Below are 23,397 nucleotides of genomic sequence, written 5' to 3' on the forward strand. Positions count from 1 at the left end.
GGTAATTATGAAAGATGCAGCAGTTGTTTTGACTGTATCGCCTTTCTATCTGACGCCTAATTTAAGTTAAAGGTTAAATGTATTTGGTAGAAAATGAGAAGTCAGTATTGGATATGTGAGAAGTCAGGTCTTGCCCCAGCCCCGCTTGGTTGGCCAGTCGTGGTTGTTGCTTTCTATCTAGTTGTTTTTGTGACTAGAAAGGATCATTTGGGTTACTCTAATGCCTAAAATGGGAAGGTTTTTGAAGTTTTCGTCAAAAAAAGAAAGTAATTTAAATTAAATATGATGTAGAAATGAACAGAATGAATATTGAAACGTTCTTTTTTTTCATTTGTTGTTTTATTTAACTATCATCGAAATCGATTATTGCTGTTAAATTGAAATATATGACCTGAATATTGCCACGTTGCATTGTCTTAAAGACTTTGTATAGTAGCGCAGCACCCAGAGGGTGCTATCCTGCACAGGTGGTACATACTATCTGTTTCGTATCTTAAAATAATGTTTGATACAATGACGTGATTATTAATCGCGTCATTTTTTTATTTAAAGAACAGATGCTGTGGAAGTGTAATTGAGTTTTATGTAAATAATGTGTCTTTTGTGTGGGTTGCAATTATTAGAATTATACGTAGAATGGCCTTTCGCCAAATCGTTATATAAACCCTTAGGGTTTACTTGTTACCGCAATCAAAGGACATCAATGGTTGTGGAGAACTAAAATGCAATTAGTTTGCAAATTTGTTCCAGGAAACGCAGTTTCTCGGGACGTGTTAGACTACATACTGTCGCCAGATGAATGCATCGGGCAGCTCTCGCGTACGCGCAATCTTCAGGATGTGCTCAGACAGCTACCAAAGCCTTTGTCTGATACTATCCCCCAGTCGGCTAAAAAAGACATCCACAGCCTACTATCTAACATCAAGCAGCGTCTTGTTCGTGTAGAGTGGGTCGCGTTATCCTCTTTTGCTCGCCGAACCCCACTTTCAGATGCACAGCTTCAGGCTTACCCTGCGTTAAAAATGCGTGTCGATGAGTTTGCCTCCGAGCAACCCAAAAAAGTCGTCAAAGCGAACTATGATACAGTCACCGACGATGTACCTTTGGCACGCAACCTTAGTTTCACTCCCGTAGAACCTTCTCCGGATAAAAAAATTGTGGTCGAGTTTGCGGGCCAGTGGCCGAACAACGCCGCCTACCTCATGCTGTCGGAGACCGATACTCAAAAAGAAAAAATCGCTAAACCACGTAAAGACTCGAGCAAAAATCACCGTAGTGTCTCAGTATTTAAGAGTCTAGAAGAAGAGCCAAGAAACCTATACCTAGCTATTCCCCTAAGTGGTTCTGCAACGCCTCTCAAACTTCTACTGGCAGAAAATGTTGAGCCAGTTGATTCCAGCGACGAAATGGACGAGTGGGATAATGTGTTGGTGCCGATACTCCCTGTTCTCAACGGCGATGATACTTCCGAAATGCTGGAATCTGGTTACTTCTATATTGTCTGGAACAACAAAGTTTGGCGAGAGCTTGAAGTGACCTCGAAGAGCTATTTTTCTGACGTTGATATCGATTTTTATCGAAATCAGGATCCTGTTTCTGCCAAGAAACTTAGGCATATCGATATTGATGGCGGAACATTAGTACAAGATTACTACGTCGGTGAAGAACCATTTGAAGTGATTCAAGGCGGTAAGTCAGTATACAAAGGAGAGTTGTCCACGGATCAAACCGCAAGAGTATTTGGTTTGGTTGATGAAGAAGTAGAAGTCATTTTTACTGATTTAGATTTAGAACCATTTACTTTGACAACAAAAGAAAGCCCATTTAAAGCGGGAACCAGTGGTGAACGAATAGCGCAAGGGGTGCCGCTACCCCATATTTGGGTGCCGTATAAGGTGGCTGGAGAAGTGCAGAGCGAATGCTATTTGCATTACAGTGCAGAAAGGCTGACATTGACTCAGTTGTCAGAATTGGAGAGTGATCCTGCTTCCATTGCAGAGCCTCTTACTGATCTTGAAATGTACAGTAGTAATCAATCATTTGATAATGCTGGAAATTTAGTACGAGCGGTACCAAAAACCAGCACTCAAGCAGCATCAGGGGCACTCGTCAATAGCCAGAACAATTGCAATATTGCAGCAATGAAAATGGCACCCAAAGGCGCTCTACCTTGTCTACGTTATCTCTATGAGGAAAGTGTTGATCAGGAGGATGATTTCTTTGCCTTACGTTGTCGAGAAAACGAATGGATGTCAAAGTCGTTTATGCGAGCTGCTCAGCTGGATGATGAGGGCTACAAGACATTCTACTTCTCTTTCCCACCACCAGAAGTAGAAACTGTAGATCTTGTCCGTGGTGCGCACTCTAACCCTGGAGCGGGAACGCAGCACCTTATTGTGATGGAAGAAGGTATTCCTGTTTCAAAACTGTTGGGTTAAGCAATGAGAAGTACAACGGGTTTAGTTTTGTGCTGCCTGCACACAGTCATTAAATACGATTGAATCATGCGTTTTATTAGAAAAGCGTTAAAAACGAACAATTTGCTAGGTTAATTTATGAAAAAAATCATTCCATTGCTGCTTTCAGTCGGGCTCTTGTTCGGCTGTGGTGAAGACGACGGAAAAACTTACGTAGGTGAGAATAACTTCTACACCATGGAGCCGACCAAAATTCGCCAGTTTACCGAAGACTCGGGCTTTGTTAGCCAACAACAATTAATGCCGACGTATTTTGTCTACCGTGCTAAAGAGTGGCCTCGTGAAGATTTAAATGATGCTAGCTCTTACGATTTGCCCCGCGTGCAGTTTTTCTGGGCCAATTTAAGCAATGACCGTGGCTATGAGCCTCACCCCATGTACAACGAGTACGAAGGCCAGGTAAAAATCTGGAGCATGAAAACCGATGGTACGGACTTACGCTTAGTGGTTGATGAGTTTCCAGTAGCCGATGCAAGTGGCTCAGGAAAAATGGTACGTTCACCGAATAATCGCTACTTAGCATTTGGTTATGGTGGGTCGGGAAAAGCGGTGTATGACTTAAAAACCAAAGAAACCTATCACTTGGCAGACCGTGGACCGATCGGTTTTTTATGGGCCGAAGACAGTAGTTACCTTTACTACCGGACTCGAGATACAAGTGGTCAAGCGGTGTACAAGTGGGACGCAACGACTCATGAGAAAGTTAAGGTGGATACCTTCATCACAGATACTGGTGTGATGAAAAATGGTAGCTTTGTCTTAGTTTCTGATGGTGGAGTGGTCGAGTGGTCTGAAAAAGAGAATGAGCGCATTGATGGAGTGTCCTGGCATAAAGGCTATAGCGTCAAAGAGTCACGAGCTGTGGACCGTTCAGTAAGCCCTTTAGGGAAATATGCTTGGGCAAAAAATCGCTTCAACAGTTTCTACGTAAATATGAATGACATGTCTGCGAGCAAGAACGATGGTAATAAGACCAGTGGTTTTCCATACATTGTAGGGCTGGATGCTAAATACATATCGACCAGTAAAAACGCCATGGTGATGGAAGTTCGTGAATTAGCGACTAAGAAGGCGTGGTCGTGGCGACCATTAGGCCATAACCGAACCTTGGAATCTATTAGCCTTTATAACGCGTTTGCCAATAACGGTGGTTGGTTTAAGGAGAGCAAATAATGTTACCTACTTTAGATCAGGAGTTTTATTTGCTTGGATCACTGTTTGACTCAAGTTACGATGAAAGTAAAGAAGCAAACGTTTTTGAGTCATGGCATCAATCCACCGATTTAACCGAAACTGCTGCCCTTAATGAGAAAGTGCGTCCTATTCCTTTAACTCCTGTCGTGTTTGGCGCCTTATCCGCTAGCGACAAGCCACAAATTTGGGGCACGGACCGCTTAGGTAAGCTAATGCACTTAGGTTTAGGCCAGCCGGTTAGAAATACTGAAGGCCAGCCGATTGAAGGAGAGCTTGTTGAGACAATTGAAGGTAACAGCGGCGCTCCTGAGTCGGATCAAAGTGAAAGGGTGCTGCTCCACCACAGTGGACGGGTAGAAAATATCAAGCCCGATACTGAGTATGAGCTTAGCTTTCCACCAGTCAGTTGGCTGGCACAAATGATCGGTGACCCAGAGGCTGAGAGCGGCGCGGCCGCTGCAGGTGGTTTGGCGGCTAATCTTCGTGATTTTGTTCAACAAGTGGATCAATCACAAACTGGGGTTAATTTTAAGCTCAGCAAAATATTACCCAGTCAACTCGCCCCTGCTTATGTTGCTGAGCACGGTAAAGCCCTTACAGAGCAGCAGGAAACTTACAATCAATGGCGTGAGCTAAAGCTTAAAACCCCCGACAAGCCTATTTTTGGTTTTATGATGCCGCAGATGCATACATGTGCTGTGATGTTTACCGACCCTTTGTACGTTGGCGCAGAAGTGACATTGGTCAAGCCGTTGCTCAATATAAGGTCAGACAGTGTCGGTGAAGCCTCTGAAAAAGTTATTGCGACTTCAATCGTCAGTCGCCCAGAGCAGCTATTTTCGGGGAAAAAAGAGTTTGGGCTACCAAGCGCATTTTTTCATCTTGACCCGACTAAGATAGATGATGGGTTTTATCTGATTCGCATTAAGTTTTGGAAACGGTTATGGGAGCAGACACAAGACAACCCCGACGCTAAATTACCCGATACGGTCACCTTGGCGAATATAACTAAAACCATTGAATGCCGTGAAGGTGAAAAGGAACCACAAGATGTATACACATACGAGCTATACGAAAAGCTGACGTTTAAACCTAGCCCGGGAATAGGTAAAGTGGCTTGTGTGTGTGGCGATATGATTACTTTGGAAGAAACACTGATTCAGCAGTTTCCTACCCAATTGCCAAGCTATAAAGATTATGCCACCAATGGTTTGACGCATCAGGTGAAATCGACACCGGGTTTGGGCAGCCTGTCGCTAACTGGCACTATTCTTAAAACTTATGACTCAATTACGTCGGATTTTGTGTCGATGGATGGCCTTAAACTCAACGGCACAGCAGGCGATATTGCCAAAACCATCGGGCTTTCCTTGTGGGAAAATACGGAACAGAAACTGATCCCAGATATCGTGATGAGTGGGGTAGCGCTTCATGCTGCCATTGCTGCACAAAAAGACAAGCTGAGTAATGTCAACTTTGCAAAGATTTTAGTTAAACGTGATTTAAGCTTTAAACAGACGGCGGCGCTATTGTTTCGTAAAAATGTCTTCGACTACCCTTACCTAAAACGTCAGTTTGCGAGTGCAGGTAAAGTTGCTGAAGGAAAGCGTTTTCAAACCGCAGTTGGGAGATTGTCGAAGTCTTGGGTGTCTGGAACGCTCACATCAAGAGGTTTGCCGATTGTTGCAACAGGTAGTGCTGCGATCAGTTCGTGGGAAGGGTACCAGGGTTACAAGGACGCTCTGACCAAAGGTGAAGATGCATATAAAAAGCTTGAAGAAATGTCAGGCCATTACCTAAATAACCTGACTTTTATTAAGAAATCCAATGACAAAGAGTCATGGTATAGCAAAGCTCAAGATATTCAGGAGAGCCTTGGGGAAGATGCAAGAATCTATGAGGATGCACAAGGTATCGCTTTGCATCTTAATTTCCAGTTTAACTCTGCTGAACTAGAGAACGAAATACGGCCATTGTATTCAGGCTTTGACGATATTTGTGAGAAGCTAACTAAGTTACTGGAAGCGAACCCAAGCTATCAGATCTTAATTGATGGCCATGCCGGCTTGATAGGAACGGAAGGCAACAACCTCAAATTGTCTAAGCAAAGAGCCATGTTTGTGTCAGAAAAACTATTGGCGTACGCAGAAGATAAGCAGGCAATTGAACCAAGACTGATTACTCGTTACTTCGGTAAAAGCGCGTTACTAAAAGGTGACGCATCTAACTATGAGGATACGACTGACCAATCGGATAGTGCGGATATTGCAGTTGATCGAAGAGTCGAAGTGCGTTTGGTGGTACCGGATTATAAGGTGGTTCTGCCACCGAGTCGATCTGGTAGTATGAAGCTGGAAGGTTACCATCAAATCTGGCAATCGTTCATGCTAGAGGCGGACACGCTAAAAGAAGAACTATGGATGTCCACGTTCGACGCTATTGCTGGTGCTGCACTGCTGACCCCGGCTGCGCCATATGCTGCATATTATTTCTTAGCGAAGGAAACGGGGCAATTGATGAGCAGTGCGGCGGACTTTTACGATGATTTGTCTGGGCAAAGCACGTTTGAGGACCTTAAGCAGAGATATAAAACCAAAACTGATCTCAACACGTTGGGTGATATCAACCGAGAAGTCCTCAAGATCTATCACGAGTTAGATCATACAATTGAAAAAGACGTTGAATCCGATCAAGAGCTAGGCCAGCATCTAAAAAGCAAGATCTCCCAACAAGAACTACTCAAGCGATTCTTACTCAGGGCTTATGCACTTAACTCCTTAGTCGAGTTATTAGCCATAATTTCGTCTAAGCAAGGTTTGCTTACCAGCTATGACGAATTGGTTGAGAAATACCGAGTTGGTCAGTTTATCGAAAATTACGTGATGAGCGATGACTGGGAAGCTCCTGTCAATGTAGGTAATACACTGGCTCAAAACTGGATAAACCGTTTTCACACTCAGCCTTCATATTATGGGCTAGGTAGTAACTATTACTATGGTCTTGACTGGAGCAACAAAGTATTCGGGGCGTTCAACAGTGGTTTCCCTGTCCAAACTGCGCTGTACTTGGGTACGGTCACTAACTCTCTTGAGCAGTTTTGTAGAGATTTCGATTTAAACAAGCAGAATCTTAAGAAAGAAGATATCGGCTTTACACGACTTCTGGTCCAAGAAAGCACCGACTCTGATGCGAACAACGGTTTAGTTTCAAGTTGGTGTACTTACAAAGATTGGCTCGAAAAAGGCGGACAAAGAAAGATAGGACCGATGACTCGTGTCAAAGTGCAGGTAATTCTCACCGCAAAGGCCACTAAGAGTAAGAAATCAGTCTTTACACAAGCCATTGACTACCGTGCAGAAGTGAAAGGTTTTGATGTCATAGGGCCTTCTTTTGACGTACTGTTCACGCGCAAAGGTGAAGAAGGCTTCATCGACCCGAACGATGAAATTGCCGAGTATTTTGAGTCTCAAGGGGATTCCGAAGGGGATTTATCATTGCTCGGTGTTGAGTTTGAACCTACCTTCTGGTTTGGTGCAAACCAAATTAACGGTGTGAAACCGCTTTGCGCTGCTACGTGGTTAGATGAAGTGTCTGCTTTCGTTAAAGGGCAATCAGCGTTTGAATATCTGAATGAAGCCAATGAGTTTGATTCTATGCGTTATATCTTCCGCTTAGATAAGATTGATTTGCCACTGGCAACTTGGAACAAGCAAGGTAATGAAATTCATGAAAAGCGCATGCATTACGGCGTTCAAGGAAAAGACTATCTATTAAGCGAAACTGCTTCAGAGAGAAAGATACTTAATGATCGTGATTTCTTAATCGAAGAATTTGTTATGAGTGAATCCACTTCTAAGCGCGATAACACTCCTCAGGCCTTGAAAGGGGACGTGACAAGTATTCTAGGTATAGAAATCGATGGTGATCTTAGAATCTCTGAACAATGGACACCTTCCGATTCAATCAACAAATTTAACTGGGAAAAAGAGCAGTCCTTTAAGATCTATGTGGCAATGCTAGGCGATGAAACTTCACACGAAGAGTATGACACCATGGATCTCAATGCCGACCAATGCCAAATGACGCTCAAGCTAGCGGACCAAGGGCCTGTAATTCATAATTATATGTACTACTCGGGTACAGTTGCGATCAATCAAACTACTCGCTATGAAATGGGGCGTTCTGGTTATCATGAAGCTGTTTATGATTTTGAACTTGAACACGATAGCCCGTTGGAAAGCGACTTGCGTAAATTTGCTCAGCAAGCGCTGAAGCATATAGAGGCAGAAAGTGATGGCTATGAAGGCATTCTGAAAGGGAAGAAAGAAAAGCACCTTTACTTAATGCGTTTTGACTTCAGCTATGTATCACCAACAGGTAAGAGCGTGCAAGGTCTTAGACCTTATGGTGATATTGTAGATGGTGAAGATTTGAAATCATTCATCCTTTCAATCGACTCATTACAGCAGACGTCGTTAAACGAAGCTTATCCATTATCAAAGGTCTCACTAAGACTTCCTCAGGCTAAACAGATTGTTAGCAATAAGCCATGGACTGATACGGTTGCCGAAGAACAGGTATCTAATTTGTCTGCTGCGCGTTATTGGAAAAAGCTGGATACCGAAGAGAAGCGAATTAAGTGGCTTGAAAAGTGGATTAAGGACAAGTCCACTTCTTTGAAGGCGCCAGAGCCAGAGTTACTCCAAATATAGCAAAACAAAAAACCGCCAGAAATGGCGGTTTTTTTATGGCTTAAAGACTAAAAGCAGTTTGCTAGCCCGCTGCAGAAATATCGTACTTCTTCATTTTGTGGCTCAACGTGCTGACGGGCAGTGAGAGCTGCTCTGCGGCGCGTTTAATTTGCCAGTTTGATGCGTTCAGGCAGTCAAGGATGACGGTCTTCTCATACTCACCTACGGCTTCTTTAAGGCCTTTAGAATAGTCTGCTTGTTCCGCTGCATCTTGCTGCACGCTCTCGACGACAGGCTGTTGGATCACTTCTAACACAGCAGGTGTCGCCTGATGGGCTTCGGCAAGTGCTGCCGCTTCTCCAAACTCTATCTGGCTTATGGTTTCGAAGTCAGAAAGCAACAAGGCTCGCTCGACGATGTTTTTTAGCTCACGAACGTTACCAGGGTATGAGTACTCCTGAAGCTGTTTTTGCACGTTTGCACTAAAACCTGGAGCCTGTGATAGGCCCAAATTAGATGCGCTTTGCTTCACGAAGTGTTCGGCTAGTGGCAAAATGTCAGCTTCGCGCTCTCTTAATGGAGGAAGCGTTATCGGGAATACATTCAGGCGATAGAACAAGTCCGCACGGAATTCACCATTCTTGATTTTATCCATCAAATGACAATGCGTAGCGGCAACAACGCGGACATCCACTTCGACTTCTCTGCTGGCACCCACCGGACGCACTTTACGCTCTTGCAAAACACGTAATAGCTTAGCTTGAAGCAACAATGGCATGTCGCCAATCTCATCGAGGAATAAGGTTCCGCCATGAGCAGCTTCAAACAAACCTATTTTGTCTTTGTCTGCCCCAGTAAACGATCCTTTTTTATGACCAAACAGTTCAGATTCAAGTAGCTGTTCCGGTATGGCGGCACAGTTTTGGACGATTAACGGCTGATCAGCGCGGTTTGAGTTTTCGTGAATATATTTCGCGATAACCTCTTTACCTGCGCCTGTTTCACCTCGTAGTAGAACGTCTACAGGAAGTGTCAGTACCTTCTCTAAACGACGTAGCACTTCCAGCATCTGCTCACTTTCTGCAATCGGGCCTTTGTAGTGGCTCTGTTTGCGTTGTTTGAGATGTTGGTTTTCGCGTACTAGAGCAGCGTTATCGGCACTTAGGCTTTTTATCATATGGCCGTATTCTTCAAGCCAAACTGCTTGTCGAATACTGTTTGCTGCCATATTGCAAAATGCCGTTAGAGCCGACTCATTATCAATTACGCTCAAGTCGAATAGAGCTAATAGACCAATGGTTTTACCGCTGTCGTCAACGAGTGGCCAAGCAAGCAGGTTGGCGCTTTTAATGCCAAGCGCTAGCTCTGTCTCATACACAGCTTCACAATCGTAACCGTTGTACTGATACAGCTCATTAATCAAGACAACCTCGCCATTCTGTATTGCGTAGTTGAATGGGTCAGTTTGGCTGGTTTGGTCAAACGATAAAGGTTGCCATGGGTGAGAGGTGAGAGCTTGTTCGTTATGGTGAACAATGCTTGGAATCAAGGCCTGACCCGTCTGATCAAGAACGTAGATGATGCCATGTTTGGAAAACGTCATCTGACGCGCTGCTGTAAGCACCGCGTCTAAAGTCTGTGCAAGCTGAGTACGATCAGCCAGAGACTGGCTGATCGCTAAAAGCGCGTTACTCAGATCGTTCTGATTAGCTGAACGCATAAGATAGCGTTCCTTGCTCATCGACAGATACAGTGATCTGACTGTGCGACTCATCCTTGTCGTGCACTAACAGTTGTGTCGATAGCTGAGGGAGTAACTGACGGTTGATTACAGCATCGATGTTACGAGCCCCTGTTTCCGCTAAACGACAGTTGCCAAGTACGAATTCGACTAAGGTATCGTCGTAGCTCAACGACAGTTTGTGATGGCTTTGAAGACGCTCAGACACTTTACCCAATTTGTGGTGGATGATGTCTGTCATCGCTTCATCAGACAGAGGAACAAACGGTAACACAGACATACGAGCAAGTAGTGCTGGTTTGAAGTGTTGGTTCAGTGTTGGACGAATAGCCTCTGCAATCACACCAGCATTGATGTCTTTCGACTGCTGTACCAGTGACTCAATCTCATGAGTCGCAAGGTTACTTGTCATGATGATTAACGTGTTCTTGAAGTCGATAGAGCGGCCTTCACCGTCGTTCAGTGTGCCTTTATCAAATACTTGATAGAACAGGTTAAGTACTTCTGGGTCCGCTTTCTCAACTTCATCCAAAAGAACAACAGAGTATGGACGTTGACGTACTGCTTCAGTCAGCATGCCGCCTTCACCGTATCCTACATAACCTGGAGGTGAACCAATCAGACGTGACACTGTGTGTTTCTCTTGGAATTCAGACATGTTGATGGTGGTCATAAAGCGCTCACCACCGAACAGTTGATCCGCAATCGCGCGTGCTGTTTCTGTTTTACCGACACCACTTGGGCCGACAAGTAGGAATACACCAGTTGGAGCATCTGGGTTGCCTAGACCAGCTTTCGCCGTTTGAATGCCTTCTGCCAGAGCGTCGATCGCATACTCTTGGCCTTTGATGTTGCTAGTTAAGCTGTCTTTTAGTTTCAGAGTTGTTTCTGCTTCGTCTTGAAGCATTTTACCCATAGGGATGCCAGTCCAGTCAGAAATTACATGACTTACTTCATCTGGGCCAACTTCGAAGTGTACAAGTGGGTTGCTGCCGCGAATGGTATCAAGTTGTTCCTGACAAGCGGCAATGGCGATGCGTACCGATTCTTCGTCCATTTCTGCATAAGGTGACGTTTCTGTTTCTTCGCCTTCTTCCTCAGCCTCTGCAACTTCAATTTCTTCCCCAGAAACAAGCTCATGAAGGCGAGTACGCAACGCGATCATCTCTTCGATTTGCTCTTTCTCATTTTTCCATTGTGCTTCTTGGACTTCTAGCTCAGCTTGTGTTTTCTCCATCGCCACTTTTAGAGCTGGGATAGACGCTAGACTGTGCTTGTCGCCAGTCTGCTGAAGCTGGTCACGCTCAAGGGCTTCCAGTTCGCGAGTTTGAGCTGCAAGCTCTTGCTGCAATGTTTCAACTGAAGCTGGTACCGCATTTAGGCTGATGTTTACACGCGCACAAGCTGTATCCAGAACATCGATGGCTTTGTCCGGTAGTTGGCGACCTGAAATGTAACGAGCAGAAAGTGCGGCTGCGGCTGTGATCGCGTCATCACGGACATAAACGTTATGAGACTTTTCATAAGCAGGGCGCAGGCCACGAATAATTAGAGCTGCTTGCTCTGGAGATGGTTCATCCAGTTTAACCAGTTGGAAGCGTCGAGCTAGGGCAGGATCTTTCTCGAAGTATTTTTTATATTCAGACCAAGTTGTCGCTGCGATTGTTTTTACTTCACCACGGGCAAGAGCCGGTTTTAGTAGGTTTGCCGCGTCACTGCCGCCTGCTTGGTTACCACCACCAACAAGAGTATGTGCTTCATCAATGAAGAGAATGATTGGTGTTGGTGAGTTTTTCACTTCGTCTAGAACGGCATTCAGACGCTTCTCGAATTCGCCTTTTACGCTGGCACCGGCCTGAAGTAGGCCCATATCTAAACCGTAAAGCTCAACGCCCTTCAGGTTATCAGGCACTTCGCCTTGGATGATTTTAAGTGCTAGTCCTTCAACGACAGCAGTTTTACCAACACCTGGTTCACCGACTGCGATAGGGTTGTTTTTACGACGACGAGCAAGAATATCGACGATTTGACGAATTTCCTGATCACGACAGAATACAGGGTCGATCTCACCTTTACGTGCTTTGCCAGTAAAGTCTGTTGTGAATTTACTCAGCGCAGAGCCGTCTTCACGTGCTTGTGTCTTCTCAGAGGTTGCAACCTGCGCTTCAAGAGATTGGCTGGTCAGTTCACCAAAATTGCGTTTTAGGCTGTCCGGATTGACGCTTTCAAGAATCGCGGCGTATCCGTGCTGGCCGTAACGTAGAGGGTTACTCACTAAAGTAAGCAACAGCGCGCCTGAACGGATCTGTGTTTGAGATAAGTCCAATGAAGATACTAGCCAGCTTTCTTGTAACCATTCGATCAATAAAGCAGAAAATACAGGTTTGCCACCGTTACCTGTTGGGCTTGTATCTAAAGTAGAGCGAATAGATTGGCGTAAAATGTTTTCCGAACAGTCAAAGTGTGCAAGCACAACATCGAAATCGCTGTTTGGTCTTTCCAGCAGGCTTAAAAGGAAGTGTTCAATTTGAACTTCGTTGGCCTTTTCTGATACAGCCAAAGCTGCAGCGTCTTCTAGCGCGACTTTTGCGATAGGGTGCAGACGTTGAATTAATGAAGATAGATTAATATTTATCATTGTCTTTATCGAGCTTATGGTTTGTTTAAAATTGGCTCGAATTATACTAAATAATAAAACTCATTTTTTTTCCCCAGCTATTTTAACAGGCATTTTATGGTTGTTTGTTATCCGATATTGAATAGATTAAAACCCTATTGTTTATATGTGGCGGTCAGTATGATTATTGTTTTAGTTATTATGTCTTAAATGCCCGTTAATAACGCTTTTTTCAGTCTGTTGTCATCCGTTGTTTTATCAAGATTTATAAGTAACAATTAATTGTTTTCGATCGACAATAACTTGTTTAATTTTACAATTTATTGAATTGATAAATTGCGCTAATTATAACATTAAAATCATAACTCATTGATTTTTAGTGATTTAAAAGTTGGCACGGTGTTTGTATTAAGCTGATCGGGTCGCGGTAATAAGCGATTTGGTGAATTTAAATAAATAGAAATTTTTTAGAAGGAATATAAGATGCCAACTCCTGCGTATATGTCTATCACGGGCGAAACTCAAGGCGATATCACAAAAGATGCTTACTCAGCTGACTCAGTTGGTAACTCATGGCAAGAAGCACACGTTGATGAGTTTCTAGTTCAAGAACTTGATCACGTACTAACTATTCCACGTGATCCACAAAGTGGTCAGCCAACAGGTCAGCGTGTTCACAAGCCTGTAATCGTAACTAAGGCACAAGACTGCTGTTCACCACTTCTATTCAACGCACTAGTTTCTGGTGAAAAACTACCTGAGTGTAACATCAAGTTCTACCGTACTTCTGTACAAGGTAAGCAAGAGCACTACTACACAATCAAACTAATTGATGCTCTTCTAGTTGATATGCAAACTCGTATGGCTCACTGTCAAGACGCTGCTACTTCTGACCGTGTAACTGAAGAAGTACTGAGCTTCACTTACCGTGCAATCGAAGTTACTCACGAAGTAATGGGTAAAGGCGGTAACGACGACTGGCGTGCTCCACGCGAAGCGTAAGATTTTCTTACCGAACGCTAAGGGCCAACCTATGTTGGCCCTGATCTTATTATTTGTATCAGGTAAAAGGTATGACGATTGACGTAGAATTTAAATTTGAGGTTCAGGGCAGTAGCCATGAATTTCGTGTTGAAAGTTTTCAAGTGACTGAAGAACTGTCGAAACCATTTCAAGTCAGCCTCTCATTACTTTCACTTGATGCTGATATTACGTTCGACGAACTTATTCGCAAACCAGCATTGCTGACATTGTTTGGTCAGGGTGTTGGTTCTGCTCGTTTGTTCCACGGCGTGGTAAATGAAGTACGATTCCTCGGCTCTGGTCGCAGATTCTCGCGTTACCAGATTATTCTTGTTCCACAGATGTGGTTCATGACCCAGCGCCAAGATTGCCGAATTTTTCAGAATTTGGCTGCACCAGATATCATTTCTCAGGTGCTAGATGATGCCTCTGTCACCGACTACCGTCTTGACCTTTCCGGTGTTTATCCTCCTAAGGAATATGTTCTTCAGTACCGAGAAAGCGATAGTAACTTTGTTCAACGTATGCTTGCTGAGCATGGTATGTGGTACTACTTCGAGCATACAGAAGGCAACCACACTATGGTCATTGTTGATAGCAATGACGCAATTCCAGAGCTGTTAAGCACACCTCTCAACGCATCCTATTTAGGTCCAGTGGTGTATCACTCGGATGCAGGCGGTGTGGCTGACCGTGAGCATATCTTTGACCTTGCGGCGATCAACCGAGTTAGAACCGGTAGTACAACATATACCGACTACAATTATGAACAACCTAAGATCCCGCAGGAAATGTCCAGTGATGGTCCTTTAGATCAGGATCTTAAGCAGTTTGACTACCCAGGTCGTTATGTTGACCCTGCAATGGGACAAGTCCGTGCGTCAGAATGGATTGCCGATCATCAGGTAGAGAATCAACAAATTGAAGCGGCGTCTAACATCATGAGAATGGTGCCGGGTTACAGCTTTAATATTGGTGAGCACCCACGTAGCGCGATTAACCGTGATTACACTATGCTGTCAGTTATTCATAGTGGCCACGATCCTCAGGTTCATGAGGACGAAAACAGCGGTTTGCCAACCACTTATCAGAACCAGTTTATCTGTATCCCACGTGATGTGATCTTCAAGGCACCTAAACTACCAGCACCTATGGTTGATGGGCCTCAGACGGCGGTTGTTGTAGGCCCTGCAGGCGAAGAAATCTACACGGATAAACTTGGCCGAATCAAGGTTCAATTCCATTGGGACAGATACGGTAACAATGACGAGCATGCTAGCTGTTGGATTCGTGTTAGCCAATCAATGGCAGCACCAACTTGGGGTGCCGTGTATCTGCCACGTATTGGACACGAAGTTGTGGTTACCTTCCTTGAGGGAGACCCAGACCGCCCACTAGTAACGGGCGCGGTATACAATGGTCTACATTACCCTCCTTACTCATTGCCTGAGAATAAAACGCGTACGACATTCCGAACTCAGACCCATAAGGGAACGGGTTACAACGAGATGAGCTTCGAAGACGAAGCAAATCAGGAAGAAATCTACTTCCATGCTCAAAAAGATATGTCGACCAAGGTGCTGAATAACCGTTACCGCGATATCGGCCAAGATGAGTTTCTGAAAGTAGGGCGCCATCAGACAAACGAAGTTCACGGTGATCACAAAGAAACCATCGACGGTCATAAAACGACTCAGGTGAACAGTACGTTTACCGAAACAGTTGAACAAGATGTCACGGTTACCTACAACGCAAACGAAACTCAATCGGTTAAGAATAACTCGACACTTGAAATCGGCGACAATCGCTCAACTAAGATTGGCAAAAACGACGATCTAGACGTTGGTGAAAACAGTAACCTGACTGTCGGTGCTTCTCGTTCTGCTGATATTGGTGCTGATGACAATCTGACGGTCGGTGGCAACCTTACGGTTTCTGTGAAAGGAAACACCTCATACAAAGCAGATGCCGCAACACAGGTGATCAGTGGTGACAAAATCGTACTGAAAACAGGTGGCTCTTCTTTGGTCATGAACAGCGATGGAAGTATCAAGCTTTCCGGTTCTTCCATAACGGTTGAAGGCAGCGACAAAGTTGTGATTAAAGGTGGCAACGTAGCGATTAACTAATGAAGCAGCACAAACACTTAGAACAATTTGAACAAGAAACGCAGCAAGCCGAGCAATCGGCTTGCTTTTCCCGTTTTGGCACCATAGTGGATTTTAACGAAACTCAAGACAGTGTCAGAGTCGACTTTGAAGGCAACCCATTCGGACAACCTTTGTCTGCAAGATTAGGTCGCGGCTTTAGAAAATCTGAACTTCAGTTAGCGATGGATAATAAGCTGAATTGTCGTATTGAATTCATTAATCAGGACGTCAGTTTACCTGTTGTTACTGATATCTTCTTTTCAATGCTCGATGATGGGAATGAGCTTGTTATTCGCGCAGAGAAAATGACGATAGAAACGTCTCAAGAGTTGATTGTGAAAAGTGGTGAGACTCAAACTCGCTACAGCGGCAGAGATGGGCGAATAACTACACAAGCTAAGTATGTGACCTCTCAAGCAGAAAAAGCACAGAAGATTCAAGGTGGAACGATTGCCATCAACTGATCGAACATGCAGATAAACTATGAGACAAAGAATTACTAAAGAACAGCTTAACTCTGCGTTAACCAATGAAGATCTGGCTAAAGCGATAGAGACATTAGACGCAGAGATTGCCCAGTTGAGCGAATTGAATCCAACGTGGCTTGAATTTTGTCGCGAAAAATCCGCAATCGCCGTCGAATCATTGTCTTTTCTTTTTAGGCAATGGGTGAGATTACATCGAAAAGGCTACCCTTCGAATTCACAGGATTATCTGCGTTTGGTTGAGCGTCAGATGCGTGATGTTAAACAAGTCTATGTTGCGTTCTACCGGCTAAGTCCCGGATTGGTGTATGAATTAAAAGATTCAGCACCAGAGCTCTTTATTTGGCTGATGCTTGAACCTGAATTTGACCAAGAGCGTCAGCACTTACTCGCAGCAATCAAAACTGCTGAAACTATCGATTCTAAAGACGCGACATTGCTGATCTTACATTCCAAGCTAGCGCATCTTGACATTACCTTAGCTCAACTGATTGAGGGTAAGGTATCTGCTAGCACGTTATGCTTTGATTTGATGCGATTACGCCAGACATTAAGTATTGGGCTTGCTAAGCATTGGATAAAAGAAGAAGCACTGAAAGAACAAGATGTACATCCTGTTCTGGCTAAGTTCGATGTTGAAGACAGCGTTGAATGGATCAATGAAATCCAGAACGACGAAAAATACTTGTTTGAGTTGTTACTTTGTAAGCACGACCGAGGCACCTGGTTTAGAAAACGTTTCGGTGTTCAAGAACAAGACCTACCTAGTGAGTATGTCATTACCTTTGCAAAGCTTTTGGAATTGGTTGAGTTCAACCAGTTTGATCCTAGTACCGATATGGCTCCGATTCAGATGGTGCTAACTGGCAAACCTGAATGGATCTTAGCTGCTTTAGAGCACGTAATGACGCTTGATGAAGAGCAGGGCGAGGAATGGCTGTTCGCTCTTGATATAGTCTACGGTGAGCGCTTTCCGCTTAATCCTCATGAACTGGGCGTTGAGTATGAATGGGAAGAAGCCATCGCCTCACTCGAGGATTGGTGTGATTCCAACGAGCATCACGTAAACAAGGCAATGCGATTAGGTGAGGCTCTGACCTTTGAATCGACTGTGCGTGCGATGACTAACGAACGAATTCCAGAGCACTATCGATCATGGATATGGCGACATTTGTGTATTCATGGCCGTGTCTACATTCCATGGGAATGGTCAATGCCTGCGGTGCAGCAAGATTGGTTGTTTAGCAAAGTGTCAGATCAACCTGCTGCTATCGAGCGATTTAACCTAAGGAATCAGAATGCAACTGTGGGATATTGAACAAGCAACAGATCTGCTGGTGAAAGGTCGTTTTCAACGTGATGAAAACGGCCATGAAGTCTGGGTCCTTACAGCGAAGCGCCAGTGGAATCTTAACGAAAAAGTGTGGGAAGAGGTCCCAGCGGAAGAAATCTACGACGACCCGATTTATCTCGGTGAACCGGGTTTATCGGCGATGAAAGTTGACCACGAGTTTCCTGTCTCCAAACAAAACACTGATGTATTGGTTTATGGCAAAGCCCGTGCGTATGCCAAACGCCCAGTGACCTATCACGAATGCAGAATACTTATCGATAATCACATTGATAAAAGCATTGCAGTGCACGGTGAGCGACAATGGGTACAACATGGCGGAAGTGTAACGGTTTCTCACCCCAAAGCTTATGTGGAGGCTGAGATTGACCACTCTAGGGCGTTAGGTGGTGATGAGAGAAACCGTGTCGGTTCTGGTATTGCAAAAAGCAGTGAAGAATTATTAGCCAGACCCGTTCCATCGGTTTTCTTTCCTAATGAAGAGTGGGCGCCGAACACCAAGCCTCTGAGAGTTGCTGGCCTTGGACCTATTCCTCCATTTTTTTCGGAAAGAACGCGATACGCCGGCACATTTGATGAGCATTGGAAAGAGTATCGACGCCCTCTGCTGCCTGAAGACTTTGACAGGAAGTTTTATCAATCGGCGCCCGCTGACCAGCAGTGCGATGGTTTCTTAGAGGGGGGAGAGCGATTAATGATGAGTGGATTCTCTCATGATGATGTGTTTTCTTTCCGTATTCCTTCGGAGAAGTTTGTGGCGATAGCAGATTTCGGGGACGAAAAGCTTAGCGCTCCTATGCCAATGTACACGGTGTTTATCGATACAGAAGAAAAGCGTCTTACGATCAGTTATACCGCTTCTTTCCCGTGTCAGGCGAAAGAGCACCTTCTGGTATCCTCAACAGTTTCAAAAGCGAGAGAAAACGCATGAGTAATGTTTACGGCCGATACGTTTTGGATGTAGATGTTCTGACCCCAATGGGGATGAACTTGGATATTTCTCTCGCTGTTGCTCAAGCGGACTTGGGGCGTTTTAATCAGCACGAAGCAGAAAATGGTGTGGATAAATTCACTTATGCTAAAGCTGATTATATTAAAGCAGAGGATAAGCAGGAAAGAGTAGTGGAAATGGTGGATACATTACTTACTTCGATGCTTAATAGACTGCCTAAAACATTAAAACCAGTCCCTGTTATTCTGTCTGTCCCTGAGTCAGTGGAAAATAACCAGTTGCTGACATGGGTAGAAGAAAGTGAGCATGCTAAATGGCTGTCCAAAATCGAGATTTCTAATTCAGGCGGCCCTCGCTTTATTAATGAATCTTTAGGCATGCTAAACCAACAAGATGCCGTTATTTGCATTGCGGTTGATTCGCTATATTCGGAGTTAGAAAGCCTTATTTCAGGCCAGAAAGTGATAGGGAGTCAAAATCCATGGGGTTTGATTCCTAGTGAAGGCGGGGCGGGTGTCATTTTAACTAAGAAGAATATTGTTGAGACACTCAAACTGAAGCCGATTGCCACCTTGGAATATTTCCTCGCTGAGTGGAATACGACTGACCGTAGAGGCATGATGCGCTTAGTTCGCAAAGCAGCAAGTGCTTTTGAACAACTAGGACGGGTCTATTCAGACATGAATAATTCTCGTGACAATACAGAAGATTACGGATTTGCATTGGGTGCTCGAGCGGAAAAATTTACTAACCCTCAACAACCTACACTCATCAATGACTTGTGGGGTTCAATTGGTCAGGCGTCCGCATTGGCAATACTGTGCAGCTTTACACAAATGCATCGTTCATCGGATCCAGCTTCTATCTTCATGTACGGTTTGAATGGTGATCGTGGCTTATTAAGAGCCTCTCTGTGTGACTATGAGTAACAAACTTAATACTGCTCCACAATGCGTCATTTTTAATTAATAAAATTGTATTTAAGATGTTAAAGAGTCACGTGTTGTATCTGTTGAGCTGTCATTCTGACTAAATTGATAGATATAGTGGGCTTTTTATTTTTACGCAGTTGAAAAGCAATATTCAAAATAATTAATATGCCCCCCTAGTTATTATTATCAGTTGGCCAAAGAGTAAAACGTGTCTGATCAAAATGGATCAAGCGACAGCTATATCAATCAATTAGTTCATAAAGCGATTGAGAGAAAAAAACAGTTAGAGCAGCAGGAAGCACAAAGAAACAAGCCTAAGTTGGAATATGTTTTATTCTCGCAATTTGATGTACTGGAGTCGTTTCCTTCAAAAAACGGTAATACAACACTTTACCATCTCGCCAAACAAGGGGAGCCGGAAAAACAAGTGTGTTGTAAAGTCGCAAATGAAGGGACTTCTAACCATGAACACTCATTGTTGATTGGCGAAGCGAGTAAGCTTGAAATATCTCAACATCCTAGCGTTGCTGACTTCATCAAGATCGGTAATGAATTTGATCGCCCTTACATCATGTATGAGTGGATACATGGTGAGTCGCTGGCCGAAAAAATAGAAAGACACGCCAAAAAAGGCTTCCGTCACGATCACATCGCCTGGCTTATCTACCAATTAGCCGGCGCTTTGGAATATATGCACACTCGTGGTGTGTGTCATTTAGATATTAAGCCTGCCAATGTTCTTGTTGGCGAAGATGATAGCGTGAAGCTCATTGACTTTGGGGCTGCCCGATACACTGAAGAATCGGAAGGACCTTCAGAAGTGAGCATGAATTATGCGTCTCCAATGTATGTCGAAAGCGGCATCGCTAAACCTCAGGATGACGTTTATTCGCTGGCACTACTGACTGGGCACTTATTCCTTGGTTCTACCTATGGTGACGTTTGGCGTCAACTGTTGGGACAGAACAAGCGTTGCCAATTGATTCCTAAACACGTGTGGTCACTGCTTAAGAACGTACTTAATAAGCCGAGAGCGCACGGCTATACCGCAATTTCATTTGCTCAGGCCTTGGCTCGAATCGATACCCAAGCATTGAAGTCAGATAATAGTGCGCCGATCTTCTCTAACCTAAGAAATGCTGATCTCGTTCTGACACAGCATAGCGTGGCAGACAAGTTTGCTCTTGGTCGCTTTAAGTATCTTGAAGCTGCGTTGGTGGCGTCTGTCGTATTGGTTACCGGAACCTATTTTTACGACTATGTACAACCTGAGTGGAAGCCATCGGTGAAATCCGGTTTTGGTGATTCAACGGCGTTGGTGAATACGATTAAGCCTGCGCAAACGGCGGCGTTTCTAGCTCAGCCTCCGTGGAAGATTGAATACGCGCTAGACGATATGTCTAGTGATGTTGTCATGATGGCGCCTTATCAGGACGCTTATCGTGTACAGCAAACCAAACTTCTCAATGTCTACCAGCACAACGAAGACAGTTTAGCGGCAAGAAGACAAGTCGCTGAGAGTATTCCTGTTGTACTTAAAGATATTCGCTCTCAGCTGGTTTCACTGCATCAAAGCCTAAACAACGACGGTGTCCTTTTCGCAAAATCTGAGCGCTCGTTTAATGAAGTAATGTCCAACCTGAATAGGCTCACAGTTGAGGCACAGAAAGTGTCTAACTATATGGGTAAGCAGGACGACGAACTTGTCAGCTTGATTCTAAGTGGTCGTGCAAAAGCAGTAGATGACTACATGAAAACAGCTTGGGCAAATCACCAAGCGGAGTCTTACTACTACAGCCAAGTGTTACCTAATACTGTGCTAAACAAGGTTTACTCAACGATTGACGCCAATGCCGAACAGCACTACTACTCACGTGCGATTGAACAAGCAGAGGCAGCAAAGCAGTTTTTTGGTAATACCCCAGATCTGATTGCGAAGATTCGTGCCCTGAAAGTGGCACGTAGTGAATACATTCTGTTTAGCACTGTGACAGAGCAGGCGATATTCGAAACGGCGAAGCTTAATTCGTCACTAAACGACCTTGAAGTCAATGCTCCTAAAAAGTTTAGTGAAGTGACCCAACTACTTAATAGCATGGCAAGCGATGCCATTCGTAAGAGTCATAAAAAGTCAAAGCCTGCACGTGGTGCCTTAGCCATTCAACGAGCAATTAGCGATTACCAGCCGAGTGTAAGGGGCTAAGCAGTGACAACGGAAATTAATACGCTTCTTGAGCCAATTAACGAAGCTTCGCCAGCAGGTGAAGACGCGCGTTATGAATTCAGTTTTGAAATGATGGAAGCTGAAGTCAAAAAATTCGGTTCTTTGTTTGGTGAAACGGTTGATTGGGCAGTTGTACAAAGCCACGCCACAGAAGTTATCACTAAGCACAGCAAAGACTTTAAAGCGATGTGTTACTTGACACGTGCTCAGGTCGAAAGTGAGGGGTTACCTGGTCTTGAGCAGGGCCTCGCATTGCTTGCTGAATCATTAATACGTTTTGGTTCAGATTTATACCCGCGCAGAAAGCGTGGTCGTGACGGTGCAGTGGAGTGGCTGAATCATCAGCTTAAACTTGCTTTGCCTAAGTTACCGAATGAGCAACTAACATGGGAAGCGTTGTCACGATGTAATGATGCCGTGGAGGAGATTCAACGCCACTTTGATGAAGTGTTCCAAGATTCAGAAGCGGACTTTTTTGAGTTGCGCAGTGAGCTCAATCGTCTACTTCAATCGGCAGGTGCTGACGAAACACACGCGGCACCTTCTGAGCCAGAGGCTGTGCAAGCTCCCGTCGAAGTATCACAACCTAAACCTGAGCATCAACCGTCACCAGAGCCAGCACCAGCTAAGCCTGTTGTTGCTAAACAAAGTGTTGTGAAGCCTGTTAGCCGACAGCCAAAAGAAGTGGATATCGACACCGATTTTTCTTCACCGACAGCCTCTAAGCGAACGCTGAAAAAGGTAGCAGAAATGATTTTGGGCTCAGAGCCAGAATTACCGCTGTCTTACCGTATCCACAGACATTTGACTTGGTCAGACATCGAAGAGCTGCCAGACCATCAGAACAATGAAACACCCTTAATTCTTGCCGTGTCTCAGGACAAACAATCCGAATACCGAGACAAAGCTAAGCAAGAAAGCGATATCGATACGATTAAACGTTTAGAGCGTACATTAACTGATGCGCCATTCTGGCTGACTGGCCATTACTACGTTTATCAGATGCTGAAAAACTTGAGCTTGGAAGAAGCCGCTCAAGCCGTTTCAGAGGAAGTGAAGGCCTTTGCTCAGTCCTTACCGGGTATAGAGGCTCTGTCATTTAAGAATTCGATTCCATTTGCCAACGAAGCAACGATCGAATGGCTGAATAAAGCCAGCTCATCGGCGTCCAATGCAGGTCAACAGGTTTTACCTAGCGTAGTCGTGCAAGAAGGCGATTTGGTATCAATGGACGATGTTACTCTCGAAAATTTGGGAGAACGCGTAGCAGAAGTCGCGCAAAACCTTGAGCTTGATAGCTCTGGGCGAGGGCAATTTATGCTGCATTTACAAATCGTAAAAGCTTACCAAGCTGTTGGTCTTTACGCGCTCTGTTTGCCTTATCTTGAAAAGTTATGGGTCATCAGGGACGAAATGAGTCTAAGCAGCTGGGAACCACATCTCTCTTTGCAATTAGATGAATTAACTAAAAAAATTCTGAAGCAGCTGTATCCAAACAAGGAATTGTTGCCTGCAAAGTTTGAGGAGTGGGAGTCAATCTATAACTAAACAACACAATTA

The 23,397-nt window shown here is 44.4% G+C and carries 13 protein-coding genes; 11 read left to right on the forward strand and 2 right to left on the reverse strand.

All coding sequences use genetic code 11. From position 1 onward, the window contains the following. Positions 1-722 precede the first annotated feature (722 nt). The 3 genes from F0265_RS04865 (at position 723) to F0265_RS04875 (ending at position 8,383) form a co-directional block, all read left to right on the forward strand. The gene (locus F0265_RS04865; protein WP_171748025.1) at positions 723-2,438 is read left to right on the forward strand and encodes a hypothetical protein; all 1,716 of its coding nucleotides are present in this window, start codon (positions 723-725) and stop codon (positions 2,436-2,438) included. Between the two features lie 117 nt (positions 2,439-2,555). Continuing rightward, on the forward strand, positions 2,556-3,650 hold the full coding sequence (locus F0265_RS04870) for a hypothetical protein (RefSeq protein ID WP_171748026.1): 1,095 nt from the start codon (positions 2,556-2,558) through the stop codon (positions 3,648-3,650). Continuing rightward, on the forward strand, positions 3,650-8,383 hold the full coding sequence (locus F0265_RS04875) for an OmpA family protein (protein WP_171748027.1): 4,734 nt from the start codon (positions 3,650-3,652) through the stop codon (positions 8,381-8,383). Before F0265_RS04870 ends, F0265_RS04875 begins: the two co-directional genes overlap by 1 nt. Positions 8,384-8,444: 61 nt before the next feature. Here F0265_RS04875 and F0265_RS04880 read toward each other — a convergent pair whose 3' ends face one another. Together F0265_RS04880 and tssH are read right to left on the reverse strand one after the other, a co-directional pair. Next, positions 8,445-10,082: a sigma-54-dependent Fis family transcriptional regulator gene (locus tag F0265_RS04880; protein WP_171748028.1), complete on the reverse strand. Its 1,638-nt coding sequence runs from the start codon at positions 10,080-10,082 to the stop codon at positions 8,445-8,447. Beyond that, positions 10,069-12,741: a type VI secretion system ATPase TssH gene (gene tssH, locus F0265_RS04885; protein ID WP_171748029.1), complete on the reverse strand. Its 2,673-nt coding sequence runs from the start codon at positions 12,739-12,741 to the stop codon at positions 10,069-10,071. Before tssH ends, F0265_RS04880 begins: the two co-directional genes overlap by 14 nt. 462 nt (positions 12,742-13,203) lie before the next feature. Here tssH and F0265_RS04890 point away from each other — a divergent pair, with 462 nt between their 5' ends. From F0265_RS04890 to tssA, 8 genes are all read left to right on the forward strand, one after another. Continuing rightward, positions 13,204-13,722, forward strand: a complete 519-nt coding sequence (locus F0265_RS04890) for an Hcp family type VI secretion system effector (RefSeq protein WP_006961152.1) — start codon at positions 13,204-13,206, stop codon at positions 13,720-13,722. Positions 13,723-13,793: 71 nt separating this feature from the next. Beyond that, on the forward strand, positions 13,794-15,872 hold the full coding sequence (gene tssI, locus F0265_RS04895) for a type VI secretion system tip protein VgrG (RefSeq protein WP_171748030.1): 2,079 nt from the start codon (positions 13,794-13,796) through the stop codon (positions 15,870-15,872). Continuing rightward, positions 15,872-16,357, forward strand: coding sequence for a hypothetical protein (locus F0265_RS04900; RefSeq protein WP_095663745.1), 486 nt, complete (start codon positions 15,872-15,874; stop codon positions 16,355-16,357). Before tssI ends, F0265_RS04900 begins: the two co-directional genes overlap by 1 nt. A gap of 19 nt (positions 16,358-16,376) precedes the next feature. Then, positions 16,377-17,696: a hypothetical protein gene (locus F0265_RS04905; protein WP_171748031.1), complete on the forward strand. Its 1,320-nt coding sequence runs from the start codon at positions 16,377-16,379 to the stop codon at positions 17,694-17,696. Further along, positions 17,677-18,660 carry a DUF2169 domain-containing protein gene (locus F0265_RS04910; protein ID WP_171748032.1) on the forward strand — a complete coding sequence of 328 codons (984 nt, stop codon included), beginning with the start codon at positions 17,677-17,679 and terminating at the stop codon, positions 18,658-18,660. Before F0265_RS04905 ends, F0265_RS04910 begins: the two co-directional genes overlap by 20 nt. Then, complete coding sequence (locus F0265_RS04915) at positions 18,657-19,610, forward strand: hypothetical protein (protein WP_171748033.1); 954 nt, start codon at positions 18,657-18,659, stop codon at positions 19,608-19,610. Before F0265_RS04910 ends, F0265_RS04915 begins: the two co-directional genes overlap by 4 nt. Before the next feature lie 211 nt (positions 19,611-19,821). Beyond that, entirely contained in the window at positions 19,822-21,816 is a 1,995-nt protein-coding gene (locus F0265_RS04920) for a protein kinase (protein WP_045985160.1), read from the forward strand. Positions 21,817-21,819: 3 nt separating this feature from the next. Beyond that, positions 21,820-23,385: a type VI secretion system protein TssA gene (gene tssA, locus F0265_RS04925; protein ID WP_171748034.1), complete on the forward strand. Its 1,566-nt coding sequence runs from the start codon at positions 21,820-21,822 to the stop codon at positions 23,383-23,385. Positions 23,386-23,397: the final 12 nt, after the last annotated feature.

Origin of the sequence: Vibrio sp. RE88, assembly GCF_013113835.1 — a bacterium.
In the GTDB taxonomy this organism is placed as follows: Bacteria; Pseudomonadota; Gammaproteobacteria; order Enterobacterales; family Vibrionaceae; genus Vibrio.